This is a genomic window from Virgibacillus sp. L01, assembly GCF_052246775.1.
In the GTDB taxonomy this organism is placed as follows: Bacteria; Bacillota; Bacilli; order Bacillales; family Amphibacillaceae; genus Lentibacillus.
The window spans coordinates 790,832-804,751 of the sequence record NZ_JBQQCP010000001.1; the positions used below are offsets into that span (position 1 = coordinate 790,832).

Below are 13,920 nucleotides of genomic sequence, written 5' to 3' on the forward strand. Positions count from 1 at the left end.
GTCTTCCTGGGTCTATATACCTAATTCGCCAACTAAAAAAGCAGATGCCGGTTAACGATACATCTGCTTTAAATCTCATATTCTATTAATTCACTTGCTTAAGAAAGCTCAGCGATAATCGATTCATTTTGTTCATCTACTTGTACAAAGGGGTTAACTACATCGCCATTTTCATCAACACGTTCAATATCTGCACCTAATGCAGCTAATTTACCAGCAAAATCAACATAGCCACGATCAAGATGCTTTAATTCTGTTACACGTGTGAAGCCTTCTGCGCATAGTCCTGCCAATATTAGTGCTGCAGCCGCACGTAAATCAGATGCAGCAACTTCTGCACCCTGCAGATCAGATGGCCCCTCAATAATAACACTGCGGCCTTCAATTTTCATTTTAGCATTCATGCGTCGGAATTCCTCCACATGCATAAAACGGTTTTCAAATACTGTCTCCGTAATAACACTTGTTCCATATGCGTTAAGCATTAATGACATCATCTGGGACTGCATATCAGTCGGAAACCCTGGATGTGGTAATGTCTTAATGTCAGTAGACTTTAACTTGTCAGGTCCAATCACACGAATTCCACTATCCTCTTCCAGAATCGTTACATCCATCTCCTGCAGTTTGGAAATAACAGAACGTAAATGCTCACTCTCAGCATTTTCAATTAACACATTACCTCCCGTTATAGCTGCTGCGACCATAAACGTTCCAGCTTCTACACGGTCAGGAATAATCCCATGTTCCGTACCGTAAAGTTTTTCAACACCTTCAATACGGATTGTTTCCGTGCCAGCGCCGATAACTCTTGCGCCCATTTTGTTAAGGAAATTAGCTAGATCAACAATTTCTGGTTCTTTCGCACAATTTTCTATAATGGTTTTGCCATCAGCAAGCGCTGCAGCCATGATAATGTTTTCTGTAGCACCAACACTTGGCATATCCAAATAGATCTTTGCACCGTGAAGACGTCCTTCTGTTTCAACTTCCACAAATCCGTTCCCAACGTGTACATTCGCACCCATTGCCTCAAAGCCCTTTAAATGTAAATCTATAGGACGTGATCCAATTGCACACCCACCCGGCATAGCAACCTTCGCATGACCATAACGAGCCAATAATGGCCCAAGAACAAGCACGGATGCACGCATTTTACGTACATATTCGAAAGGAGCTTCTGTTTTTAAAGGTTTTGTAGCATCAACATAAATTGAATTATTTTCAAAATGTACATTAGCATTCATATTTCGTAAAACTTCATTAATCGTATACACATCAGCTAGGTTAGGAACGTCGGTGATAACACTTTCACCTTCGCTTGCAAGAATACTCGCAGTAATTACTGGTAACACTGCATTTTTGGCACCTTCCACTTTAACAGTGCCATTTAGTTGATTCCCGCCTCTTACTATGATTTTTTCCATATTCCAAATCTCCTTATGTTCCGTTTTCACTATATTAATATTCAGTAATCAGGATAGGTGTTCCTATCGTTAGTTTTGTTTTCCCATTCTCATTCTCTTTAAACGCGAATTGTAAGTTCATAGGCTTATCCATTATAGTAATTTTTTGATCCCATAATGGTGTATATCCGTAGACAACTTTCTTTAACATTGAATCTTCTACTGAATCAGTTTGTTCCGTTATACTCTGTAAATGCAACTTCTCTTTCATTTGTTTAATAAAATAAACACTTCCGAGTTTACCACTAAAAGTAGTTGTAAGACAAGCGAATTTTGTAGAATCTTCACTAAAAAAATCATTTTGTATCGTTTCCACTATATTTAAATAATCTCTTTTGATAGATTCATTCCAAGCTTTTCCTTCGATAACTACAATAAACTGTGCCTGATACATATCGTCTTTCGGAATGACAATATTATAGGTTTCGGTAATTTTTGCGTTTTTGTGAATGTACCCAAAAGAATATTTTATACTGTTTTCATCCTCTTCGCCAGTGTCCTTATGACTATTTTTCTCTTCAAGCTTTTCTAATATCATTTTTACTTTATCCTTGCTCATCTGTTCTTTTATGGTTACTTCCCAATCCCCAACTTCCATCTTGCTATCAGCCAACATGGCTGCCAGTGCTGTCATTTCTTCCTGTTGCTTTGGACTAGCAGCAGCACCTGTTGTTATCAGTAATAATATAATTGACATAAGTACAATATTTCTCATAAAAAAAATCCCCCTTGCAAAACTATATAAATAGTATGAACAGGGAGATTACTTAAAATACCTTGAAAATCTAGTATTTTATCGACATGATTTTCATTATAATAGATTTATTGATTTGTATTAGTTAGTGCTGCTTTAAAAAAGAAACATCAGATCCTGAGACCATTGCAGGAATTCCAAGAAGAACCTGCTTACTCCGGCCCCGATTACTATGGTAATAAACATGATCAAAACTCTAGCTTCCGTTTCACGACCCTTCCTAATTAATGGATCGAAATTAACAGTTGTAACGACTCTCCAAGTTATATATATGAAAATTAAATGCGATATCATACTTATTAATGCCGTTAGACCAATTGAAGACATATTTTCACACCTTGCTTTTAATGATTTTACTGCTCTAATGCTTGTTACGCTACTTGTTACTTTGCCATGTATGGCGTCTGTTGTCAATTAATTGACTGTCTGAGCAGCGTGTATCAAATTGTGAAGATTTGTTGCATTTCCCGGGAAATATCGACAAAATATTACGGGGAAATGAGTAACTTTTAAATGGAGTCTTGTGATCGGGTGTTTACTTTCCGAGAGTTCAAGGTTTTAATTTGTTTGTGGGTTGATATCCTGCAATTCCGGTTGATATATCTTATTCCGGGTCGATATTCTGCAATTTCGGTTGATATATCTTATCCAGGGTTGATATCCTGCAATTTCGGTTGATATATCTTATTCTGGGTTGATATTCTGCAATTCTGGTTGATATATCTTATTCCGGGTTGATATCCTGCAATTCTGGTTGATATATCGTATTCCAGGTTGATATCCTGCAATTTTAGGTTGATATATCTTATCGCAGGTCGATATTCTGCAATTCTGGTTGATATATCTTATTCCAGGTTGATATCCTGCAATTTCGGTTGATATATCATATCGCAGGTCGATATTCTACAATTCTGGTTGATATATCGTATTCCAGGTTGATATTCTGCAATTTCGGTTGATATAACTTATCCCAGGTTGATATTCTGCAATTCCGGTTGATATATCGTATTCCAGGTTGATATCCTGCAATTCCGGTTGATATATCTTATTCCAGGTTGATATCCTGCAATTCCGGTTGATATAACTTATCCCAGGTTGATATCCTGCAATTCCGGTTGATATATCTTATTCCGGGTTGATATTCTGCAATTCTGGTTGATATATCTTATTCCGGGTCGATATCCTGCAATTCCGGTTGATATATCTTATCGCAGGTCGATATTCTGCAATTCTGGTTGATATATCTTATTCCAGGTTGATATTCTGCAATTTCGGTTGATATATCTTATCCAGGTTGATATTCTGCAATTTCGGTTGATATATCATATCGCAGGTCGATATCCTGCAATTCCGGTTGATATAACTTATCCCGGGTTGATATTCTGCAATTCTGGTTGATATATCTTATTCCGGGTCGATATCCTGCAATTCCGGTTGATATATCATATCGCAGGTCGATATTCTGCAATTCCGGTTGATATATCGTATTCCAGGTTGATATCCTGCAATTCCGGTTGATATATCTTATTCTGGGTTGATATTCTGCAATTCTGGCCGATATATCATATTCCAGGTTGATATCCTGCAATTCCGGTTGATATATCATATCGCAGGTTGATATCCTGCAATTCCGGTTGATATATCATATCGCAGGTCGATATCCTGCAATTCCGGTTGATATATCTTATTCTGGGTTGATATTCTGCAATTCTGGCCGATATATCATATTCCAGGTTGATATCCTGCAATTCCGGTTGATATATCGTATCGCAGGTTGATATACATCTAACTGAACTGCTAGTGGTGGCTGCCAATTAAATAGATAACTAAAAAATCCCTCATAACATCGTTACAAGAGATTTTTTATCATTTATTACCGACCGATATCCAGTCGATTCATTGCTCGTTTGAGTGCTAATTCTGCCCGTTGGAAGTCGACATCGTCTTGTTTAGACTGGAGGCGTTTTTCAGCTCGTGCCTTTGCTTCTTCGGCACGATCAACATTGATTTCAGAAGGTTTTTCTGCAGATTGAGCAAGAATTGTTACCTTATCTGGTCTTACCTCCAAAAATCCACCATTCACAGCTAATCGCTCCGTATCACTTTCGCGCTTCAATCGTACACCGCTAATTGTTAGAGGAGCAACCATAGGGATGTGCCCTGGTAATATACCGAGTTCCCCATTTTCTGCTTTACAGCTAACCATATCGAAACTATCTTCCAATACTGGACCATCAGGAGTAACAACACTCACAGTTAGTGTTTTCAATGTAACCCCTCCTCAGACAAGTGAATAGCTGGATGCGAATTATTACTTCCCATCCGCTATTTTGTCTTCGTTATTGTCTAGCTACGTCTCCAGCGAATAGCAAGACTTTACTTGTCCTCATACTCGCTGTAAAGTAGTCTTCGCTTTCCTTATTCCATGTCTTTTGCTTTTTCAACAACGTCTTCGATGCGTCCAACTAGGCGGAATGCATCTTCTGGATAGTCGTCGAATTTTCCGTCAAGGATTTCTCTGAACCCTTTAACTGTTTCGCTAACTGGTACATAAGAACCTTTTTGGCCAGTAAACTGCTCAGCTACGTGGAAGTTTTGGGATAAGAAGAACTGAATACGACGTGCGCGTGCTACAGTTTGCTTATCTTCGTCAGATAATTCATCCATACCAAGTATTGCGATGATATCCTGCAATTCTTTATACTTTTGGATTGTTTGTTGTACTTCACGAGCTACCTCATAGTGGTCATTACCTACAACTTCAGGGTCTAATGCGCGTGAAGTTGATGCTAATGGATCCACTGCTGGGTAAATACCTTGCTCGGATAGTTTACGATCCAAGTTGGTTGTTGCATCCAAGTGAGCGAAAGTTGTTGCTGGTGCTGGGTCTGTGTAGTCATCGGCAGGTACATAAATTGCCTGAATTGATGTAACAGAACCTTTATCTGTTGATGTAATACGCTCTTGCAGCTGTCCCATCTCTGTTGCAAGTGTTGGCTGGTAACCAACTGCTGATGGCATGCGTCCTAGAAGTGCTGACACCTCTGAACCTGCTTGGGTAAAACGATAAATATTATCGATAAATAACAACACGTCCTGTTGTTTTTCATCACGGAAATATTCAGCCATTGTCAAGCCTGTTAAAGCAACACGCATACGTGCACCAGGTGGCTCGTTCATCTGACCGAATACCATTGCTGTTTTGGCAATAACGCCTGAATCTTTCATTTCATAGTAAAGGTCATTACCTTCACGTGTACGCTCACCAACACCGGCGAATACTGAAATACCACCGTGCTCTTGAGCGATGTTGTTGATTAACTCCTGAATAAGAACGGTTTTACCCACACCGGCACCACCGAACAACCCGATTTTACCACCTTTAATATATGGTGCTAACAAGTCAACCACTTTAATACCTGTTTCTAAAATCTCAGTTTCTGTAGCTAAGTTTTCAAATTCAGGTGCCTGCCTGTGAATTGGATCACGGCGTGTATCTTCTGCGAGTGGTTCATCAAGGTCAATTTTTTCTCCTAGAACATTAAATACCCGTCCTAAAGTAACTTCACCAACTGGTGCTGTGATAGCACTACCTTGGTCTTCCACTGCCATACCACGCTTAACACCGTCAGTCGATCCCATTGCAATGGTACGGACAGTATTATCGCCTTGATGAAGTGCAACTTCCAATGTAAGGTCGATATCTACTCCACCTTCATCTGTTGCTTCAGAACGGACAACTAATGCGTTATAAATATCCGGAAGCTGGTTGTCGCCAAATTTAACGTCAACAACAGGTCCCATGATCTGTGTAACATGTCCTTTGTTCATCGGTTTCCCTCCTATCTTACTTTCGAACTGGTCAAGAAGCTATTCTAGTGCTGCAACTCCACCAATAATCTCGGTAATTTCTTGTGTGATAGCTGCCTGGCGTGCACGGTTATATGACAATGATAAGTCATCAATAATATCTTCTGCATTATCAGATGCACTGCTCATTGCAGTTCTCCGTGCTGCATGTTCACTTGCTTTACCGTCTAACAATGCACCGTAAATTAAGCTTTCAGCGTATTGTGGTAAAAGAACCTTAAGAATCTGCTCCTGATCCGGTTCATATTCATACTGGCTGCCACTTGTACCTGCTTTACCTTCAATATCTGTTATAGGCAGTATTTTTTTCGAGGTAACTTCCTGAGAAATCACACTTACATAATGGTTATAATAGATGTTTAATTCATCAATTTCTTCGTCTGTAAACATTTGCACTGTTTCAGATGCAAGTTCTTTAATATCAGCAAAATCAGGCTGATCTGCCACACCGATTATACTTTTGGCAATCGGCATATTACGTTTCTTGAAAAACTCATATCCAATACGTCCAATTGCAATTACAGTATACTCATCCGAAGAATTATGACGTTCCTTTATAGTGCGGAACACATTACGCAAAACGCTGCTGTTATAGGCGCCAGCCAAACCGCGGTCAGATGTAATCACAACATAACCTGTCTTTTTAACATCGCGTTTCTGCAGCATTGGATGTTGTGCATCCGTGCTTCCATTTGCAATACTGCCGACTACTTCCTCTATTTTTTCACTATACGGAACGAAATTTTTAGTATTCTGTTCTGCTTTGTTTAATTTGGAAGCGGAGACCATCTCCATAGCCTTGGTAATCTGCTTCATCTTTGTTGTGGAACTTATACGATTTTTAATATCTCTAAGTGATGCCAAGCTTTTTCACCACCCTTTCATTATGGCCTGCAGGATACGTAAAACTTCCTGCGTTACATCGCACGCAGAAAAAGGGGTTTCCTTTTTCAAGGATGCAGGTTAGTTCGACTTTGTCACATGTTGTAACGTTTTTAGCCGAACTTCCTTTTAATTCTGGGCAATTACATTATATCGATTACTCACTAGGTAAGAATGTCTTTTTAAATGACTCAACTGCATCATTCATTTGATCTGCTTCTGGTAATTTCCCAGTGTCACGGATAGATGCAAGCAATTCTTTGCTATTTTCGTCTAACCATAGATGGAATTCACTTTCAAAACGTGTGATATCATCTGTAGGAATATCATCCAGGAAGCCTTTTGTAAGTGCATAAATAATCATTACCTGTTTTTCAACAGCTATTGGCTTATTTAACCCCTGTTTAAGTACTTCAACTGTACGTGCTCCACGATCCAGTTTAGCTTTTGTTGCCTTATCAAGATCAGAGCCAAACTGTGCGAATGCTTCCAGCTCACGGAATGATGCAAGGTCAAGACGTAACGTACCTGCTACTTTTTTCATTGCTTTAATTTGTGCGGAACCACCAACACGGGATACAGATAAACCTGCGTTAATCGCTGGCCGAACACCAGAGAAGAACAAGTCAGATTGTAAGAAAATCTGTCCGTCGGTAATGGAAATTACGTTTGTTGGGATATATGCACCAATATCGCCTGCTTGTGTTTCAACAAATGGCAGTGCAGTTAACGAACCGCCGCCTTTGTCATCATTTAACTTCGCAGCACGTTCCAACAGGCGTGAATGTAAGTAGAAAACATCCCCTGGGAATGCTTCACGGCCTGGCGGGCGACGTAGTAATAATGAAAGTTCACGATATGCTGCTGCCTGTTTTGATAAGTCATCATAAACAACCAGTACATGCTTACCGTTATACATAAATTCTTCGCCCATCGATACACCTGTATATGGAGCTAAGTATAGTAATGGCGCAGGGTCTGATGCACCTGCAGTTACTACAATTGTGTTATCCAATGCACCGTGGCGACGGAATGTTTCAACAGTACCTCTGACAGTTGATTCTTTTTGACCGATTGCAACATAAATACAGATCATATCCTGATCTTTTTGGTTTATAATCGTATCAACCGCTACAGTTGTTTTACCTGTTTGACGGTCCCCAATAATAAGCTCACGTTGCCCACGGCCAATTGGTACAAGCGCGTCAATTGCTTTAATACCTGTTTGCAGTGGTTCATCAACTGATTTACGATCCATAACACCTGGTGCCGCAGATTCAATCGGACGTGATTTAGTTGTTTCAGCTGGACCTTTTCCATCAATTGTTTGGCCAAGAGGGTTAACTACGCGTCCAAGTAACTCCTCACCAACTGGTACTTGCATGATTCTGCCTGTTCGGCGTACTACATCGCCTTCTTTGATATCTGTATATGGGCCTAAAATAACGATACCAACATTACTTTCTTCAAGGTTTTGCGACATACCCATTACACCGTTTGAAAATTCAACAAGCTCACCAGCCATGACATCGTCAAGACCATGAGCACGAGCGATACCGTCTCCGACTTCTATAACCGTTCCGACATCACTTACTTCAATTTCCGAGTCAAAACTCTCAATTTGCTGTTTAATCAGACTACTGATTTCTTCAGCTTTGATGCTCATACCATTTCACCCCTATCTTCTTTAATTTGCAGTTACAATACTCCGTTCGATACGCTTTAGTTTTCCACTGACTGTTCCATCATATATGGTGTTACCAATGCGTAGCTTAATGCCGCCTATAATAGATGGATCAACAATATTATTCAGCTTGATTGCTTGTTTGTTAAATCGTTTGGCAAATGTGTTCTCAAGCTCCTGTTTTTCAGCATCAGTTAGTTCACGAACAGAATATACTGTAGCTTCTGCAATTCCTTTTGCATCGTTTACCAAGTGGATAAAATGGCCAATAATGTCTGGTACGATCTCAATGCGATGACGTTCTGCAAGAATCTTTAAGGTATGAACGACATTATTTGAGAAATCATGAAACACTTCATCGATAAATTGTTTCTTCTCCGCATTATTAACACGTGGATGCTTCAGGAATGTTAAAAGTTTACTATTCGTTTCAAATACTTCTTTTAGAACATGAAATTCTTCTACTAGCTGTTCTACTTTCCCTTGTTCATTTCCGAGCTGAAAAAGAGCGTCTGCATAACGTTTGGCAACTACTGCTTCACTCATTACTCTTCTCCTGCCTCTTTAATATATTCGTTGATCAATTTCTCTTGATCTTGTTCACTTATTTCTTTTTCAATAACTTTACTTGCTATAAGAACAGATAATGAAGCCACCTTATCCTGAAGTGCTTGAAGTGCTTTTTCTTTTTCATTCTCAATTTCTTCCTGAGCTGATTTCTTGATACGATCTGCTTCGTTGCGTGCAGACTCTACAATATCCTTCTCTTGCTTCACACCAGCACTTTTTGCATCTTCAATGATTTTCTGTGCTTCTTGTTTTGTTTGCTTCAGTTGAGCTGCAGCCTCTTGTGATGACTTTTCAGCCTCAGCACGGCTTTTTTCTGCTGCTTCTATTTCATTTGCTACATATTCTTCACGTTCTTGCATTACTCCCATTAACGGGCCCCATGCAAATTTACGTAATAGTATAAGCAATACGATAAAGAAGAACAGTTGTGTCAGCATATCCCCAACCTGAAGGCCACCAAGTGATGCATAAATAGTAGTAAACCCAGTGAATGCTTGCACAAAATTCACTCCTTTCACGTTACTTATTGGGCATTAAAATAGTTCTTGTTAGTACTGAATTGAAAACAACGGCGAAGGTAATCTTAAAATGAACACGCTTCGCCCTTAAATTAATTTATCGTTAAATTACATTACCATTAGCGCGATTACTACCGCGATGATCGGCATTGCCTCAACCAAACCTACACCAATAAACATTGTTGTTTGAAGTTGACTTTTAAGTTCTGGCTGACGTGCAATTCCCTCAACCGTACGACTTACGATCAAACCGTTACCTACACCGGCACCTAATGCCGCTAAACCTACTGCTACTGCTGCTGCTAAAGCACTCATAATATAAATCCTCCTCAAAATTGTTATAAAATTTTTTTTGCAGATCAGAAAGTATAAATCCTTTCTTCCTGCACAAGTGTAACTAATAATTTCCTGTTCAAGCAGATATGTTCTGCCAAAACAGGGGAATTAACTAATTTAATATTGCTTAGTGGTCGCTTGACACTTTATGCGACATATAAACCATTGTCAGCATTGTGAAAATAAATGCCTGGATTGTGCCGATGAACAAGCTAAACCCTTGCCATGCCAACATTGGAATTGCTCCGCCAAGGAATCCCCAAATACCTGCTGATGTCGTAGCTGCTAATAACCCAAGCAGAACTTCCCCAGCATAAATGTTACCAAATAGACGAAGGCCTAATGTTAGTGTGTTGGCGAATTCTTCAATGATCTTTATTGGTAGGAACACAGGGAATGGACGTACATAATCTTTTCCGTACTCTTTTACCCCTCGCACTTTAATCCCATAGTAATGGGTTAAAACGATGACCATTGTTGACAGCGTCAGTGTGATACCAGGGTCAGATGTTGGTGATTTCCACCATAAGTCATGACCAAATGTAGCCATCGTCACAACACCCATTAAGTTACTTACTAGGATGTATGTGATGAGTGTCAGGCCAAGAGGCAAGAATACCTTACCTGTTTTCCAATCCATCGTGTCATTAATCATTCCTTTAACAAAATCAATGACCCATTCCATAAAGTTCTGTGCACCAGTTGGCTTCATTTGAAGCTTTCTGGAACCAAGCACACATAGAATGAACACAATAAGTGAGGCGATTGCCATCATCAATACGTTGGATAAATTAAAATCAAGCCATGATATTCCAAATACATCTAATGCTAATGGTGCTTCATGATCCACTTTCTTCACCCCTCTTCCATGCACTACTCTTTAGATTTGAACATAACAAAATCTATTATAATGACGAGATAGGATGTCATTAATCCAATTAAAACAGCAATAATATGAAAATGTTCTTCAAAGCGAAGTGCGATAATAACGGCTAATGCTACTGCTGCCAGTCGCGACACAGTACCGAGCCCTCTTGCGGATTGGTTCTTTTCTACAGACTCTGCAAAGTCGTTTGTTTTCCTTTGTAAAAGCCATAAATTATAAAAACTTACAATGCTTCCTAAAAGAAGTCCGAGGAAGATACTCTGGTATTGGGTAAACCCTGCTCCAAGTACCAATATTGCGAGAAGGTAGAACATCCACTTACGTTGTCGAGTGGCCATATTTTGATAATTCGACATGATTAGACTCTTCTCCTGTGATTTCGCGTAAAATAGATTGTTCGTAGTCAAGCCCTTTAAAAAAAGCTTGTCGAAATATACCTCACCTAAAAATTCTTACTAGTCAAAATAAGTGAGATACATCACTGCTGATGCAGAATAAATTTGGTACACTTATGTAGCATGATTCTATAAAAAAACATAATTACTTCAGCATAGTGTAAACCTTATCATTCCACACTTGATTAGTGTACATTAGCCTTACTCCATTGTCAATTAGAATGACAGGGAAAAACTGCCTGTGCCGTTGCCAATTTTAGGGCGGTGTTTTTACGAAATACAGGCGAATCCCATAACTGTTTCTTACCCACTATTATAAATGAAATCACCCCTCAATTTAATGACGATTCTGTGAACAGTTTTCTGTCGAATTTGATTATTGAATATAGATCACGGTTTGATAACTTTCAAGCCCCCCATTCTCTAAATGAACTGTAATAACTGCCAGGTATTTTCCGGGCTTTCCTAAATCTGATTCCTTCAAATAGCCTTCATTCATACCGACACTGACGTCATCCTTTTGCAGGAATAATCGGTCAAAAATCAGGGTTTCGGGATTGTATAACTTTACATCGACTCTTTTTGCAGGATCTGTTATGTAAAGCTGATAGACAAATTGATCATCTGAAAATGGCTTTAATGAAAAATCAAATCCCATCGCTTTAGGGTAATCGGCCGTTCCATTAACAAACAAATATGGTAAATGATAGTTTTCATCATCCTGCGTTAATGTTAGCCATCCCTGATGCAGTCCTTTTTTTAATAATGTACTGTTAATACTCAGCTCAACGGGAACCTTCTTCGTTTCACCTTTAGGAATTGTAAATGTCTGTGGCAGCTTCCAGCTAAGTCCTTTTTGCTGCTTGGGTATAGTAAATGCATAAGCTTGCGCCTGCTTCGAGTTATTTTCGATGGTGAGTTCAATAGTTTTTGTTTCTTTGTAATCCTTAACTTTTTCGAATGAAAGCAGTGGGTTATGGATGATAGTTGGTGTATGGATTGCTTTCTGCGGTTGAATTTTACCCATTCCCTGAACGTTTGGATCAAAAGGCAGTGATTGATTTATATTAATTCTGCTTGCGGTGGTTTTCAACGCACCGGTAAGCTGCTCAATTGTCCAGTCTGGATGTGCTTCTTTAAGGAGCGCCATCGCACCTGTTACGTGCGGTGCCGCCATACTTGTTCCCTGCAGCTCCTGGTACCCCCCAGGAACGGTGCTTAAAATATTAGTGCCAGGTGCAATTACTTCTGGCTTCAAATCCCAGTTAACGGTAACAGGACCCCGCGAGCTAAAATCAGCGATAGCCTGCTTGGTCTTTTCATACTGTGTCTCCATATATACTGTTTTGTTCGTCGTGTATTTTTCCAGCCATTCGCCATCTTGTTTCGATATGGCTGCCACAGGGATCTGGACTGGTTTCTCCACATTCTGAACCGATCCCTGAAATATTCCAGTCTCATTATTGGAAATAAGCACGGCAATTGCTCCAGCATCCTCCGCCATTTTTGCCTTTTTGTAAAAAGGGATTTTACCGCGCTGGGTAACAGCTATTTTACCTTTGACATCTTTACTGGTCAGTGGCGCGATCTGATAGTCTGTTGTAAAATTCCATGGTATTGACCCTGCCATTTGCGATAGTTTAATTTTTTTATCTTCCAATGTTTCATATAAATATGGTACTGTTTGCGGATTAGCTGACGCTCCAACAGACAACGCATTTTTCGCGGTCGCTGGTGATCCCACTGTCCAGTTGCCCGGACCGTTATTTCCATTAGCAATAACGACAGCGACACCAAGTTCAACGGCACGGTTCACAGCGACACTTGTTGGAAAGTCAGGACCATTCACTGTATTTCCCAGGGAGAGATTAATGATATCTGCTCCATCATCCACCGCCTGTTCCAAGGCAGCAATCACTTGTACAGATGTTCCGCGACCACCTGGACCAAGAGCACGATACGCATATAAATCGGCTTGTGGAGCAACACCTTTTAGTTCACCATTTGCTGCAATTATTCCTGCGACATGTGTACCATGAAGCGTTGGCATTCCTTGTGATTGAATTGTTTCCATCGGATCATCGTCAAGATCTACCAGGTCAAAACCGGCCACATAATTTGACGCAAGATCAGGGTGCTCATAGTCAATCCCTGTGTCAACTACGGCAACCTGTACACCTTCTCCCGTATATTTAGTGTCATTAAGAGAGGCAGGAATAACTGCATTTTCCGCATTCTCTTTTAGCGGCTCGTATTGTGTTTGATATGTAGTAACGGGATGAATTGCTTTAATAAATTCAAGCGACTCCATTTTTTCCAGTCTCTTGGGAGTCGCCTGAAGTGCTATTCCATTGAAAAGTGTCTCATATGTTTCAATAACTTTTATGTAGGGATGATACACTTCCAGGTATTTTTTATGTTCAGATGGATCACCTTCAACTTCAATGATGACGGATGCGGTTTTATCGTCCATTGCGTAGTTGGATGCAGGCAATATGGTTATGGAAATTAAGAGTATAGTTAGGAAAAAACGCATGGCGGATGGTCTCCTTTTGTAAG

Annotated in this window: 15 protein-coding genes; 1 reads left to right on the forward strand and 14 read right to left on the reverse strand. The window is 39.8% G+C overall.

The features are described 5' to 3' along the window. Positions 1-98: 98 nt before the first annotated feature. From murA to ACTWQM_RS03625, 3 genes are all read right to left on the reverse strand, one after another. Positions 99-1,427, reverse strand: a complete 1,329-nt coding sequence (murA, locus tag ACTWQM_RS03615; RefSeq protein WP_443256792.1) for a UDP-N-acetylglucosamine 1-carboxyvinyltransferase — start codon at positions 1,425-1,427, stop codon at positions 99-101. 34 nt (positions 1,428-1,461) lie between these two features. After that, entirely contained in the window at positions 1,462-2,181 is a 720-nt protein-coding gene (locus ACTWQM_RS03620) for a YwmB family TATA-box binding protein (RefSeq protein ID WP_443256793.1), read from the reverse strand. A 135-nt stretch (positions 2,182-2,316) separates the two neighbouring features. Continuing rightward, positions 2,317-2,547, reverse strand: coding sequence for a DUF1146 family protein (locus tag ACTWQM_RS03625; RefSeq protein WP_443256794.1), 231 nt, complete (start codon positions 2,545-2,547; stop codon positions 2,317-2,319). On the opposite strand from ACTWQM_RS03625, the gene ACTWQM_RS03630 reads away from it, so the two are divergent. Next, positions 2,492-2,638, forward strand: coding sequence for a hypothetical protein (locus ACTWQM_RS03630; protein WP_443257097.1), 147 nt, complete (start codon positions 2,492-2,494; stop codon positions 2,636-2,638). The genes ACTWQM_RS03625 and ACTWQM_RS03630 overlap by 56 nt on opposite strands. Before the next feature lie 867 nt (positions 2,639-3,505). Here the strand turns inward: ACTWQM_RS03630 and ACTWQM_RS03635 are convergent. The 11 genes from ACTWQM_RS03635 to ACTWQM_RS03685 form a co-directional block, all read right to left on the reverse strand. Continuing rightward, the gene (locus tag ACTWQM_RS03635; protein WP_443256795.1) at positions 3,506-3,826 is read right to left on the reverse strand and encodes a hypothetical protein; all 321 of its coding nucleotides are present in this window, start codon (positions 3,824-3,826) and stop codon (positions 3,506-3,508) included. Positions 3,827-4,093: 267 nt separating this feature from the next. Continuing rightward, positions 4,094-4,489 carry a F0F1 ATP synthase subunit epsilon gene (locus ACTWQM_RS03640; RefSeq protein WP_443256796.1) on the reverse strand — a complete coding sequence of 132 codons (396 nt, stop codon included), beginning with the start codon at positions 4,487-4,489 and terminating at the stop codon, positions 4,094-4,096. Positions 4,490-4,638: 149 nt separating this feature from the next. Beyond that, on the reverse strand, positions 4,639-6,051 hold the full coding sequence (atpD, locus tag ACTWQM_RS03645) for a F0F1 ATP synthase subunit beta (protein ID WP_443256797.1): 1,413 nt from the start codon (positions 6,049-6,051) through the stop codon (positions 4,639-4,641). 39 nt (positions 6,052-6,090) lie between these two features. Then, positions 6,091-6,954, reverse strand: a complete 864-nt coding sequence (gene atpG / locus ACTWQM_RS03650; RefSeq protein WP_443256798.1) for an ATP synthase F1 subunit gamma — start codon at positions 6,952-6,954, stop codon at positions 6,091-6,093. A 175-nt stretch (positions 6,955-7,129) separates the two neighbouring features. Beyond that, complete coding sequence (gene atpA, locus ACTWQM_RS03655) at positions 7,130-8,638, reverse strand: F0F1 ATP synthase subunit alpha (protein ID WP_443256799.1); 1,509 nt, start codon at positions 8,636-8,638, stop codon at positions 7,130-7,132. A 21-nt stretch (positions 8,639-8,659) separates the two neighbouring features. Then, positions 8,660-9,202, reverse strand: a complete 543-nt coding sequence (locus ACTWQM_RS03660; RefSeq protein WP_443256800.1) for a F0F1 ATP synthase subunit delta — start codon at positions 9,200-9,202, stop codon at positions 8,660-8,662. After that, positions 9,202-9,726: a F0F1 ATP synthase subunit B gene (gene atpF / locus ACTWQM_RS03665; protein WP_443256801.1), complete on the reverse strand. Its 525-nt coding sequence runs from the start codon at positions 9,724-9,726 to the stop codon at positions 9,202-9,204. Before atpF ends, ACTWQM_RS03660 begins: the two co-directional genes overlap by 1 nt. Positions 9,727-9,852: 126 nt before the next feature. Further along, the gene (gene atpE / locus ACTWQM_RS03670; protein ID WP_092491454.1) at positions 9,853-10,059 is read right to left on the reverse strand and encodes a F0F1 ATP synthase subunit C; all 207 of its coding nucleotides are present in this window, start codon (positions 10,057-10,059) and stop codon (positions 9,853-9,855) included. Positions 10,060-10,207: 148 nt separating this feature from the next. After that, entirely contained in the window at positions 10,208-10,930 is a 723-nt protein-coding gene (atpB, locus tag ACTWQM_RS03675) for a F0F1 ATP synthase subunit A (RefSeq protein WP_443256802.1), read from the reverse strand. 23 nt (positions 10,931-10,953) lie between these two features. Beyond that, a complete protein-coding gene (locus ACTWQM_RS03680) occupies positions 10,954-11,322 on the reverse strand; it encodes an ATP synthase subunit I (RefSeq protein WP_443256803.1) in 369 nt (122 codons plus the stop codon). A 415-nt stretch (positions 11,323-11,737) separates the two neighbouring features. Further along, entirely contained in the window at positions 11,738-13,834 is a 2,097-nt protein-coding gene (locus ACTWQM_RS03685; RefSeq protein WP_443256804.1) for a S8 family serine peptidase, read from the reverse strand. Positions 13,835-13,920: the final 86 nt, after the last annotated feature.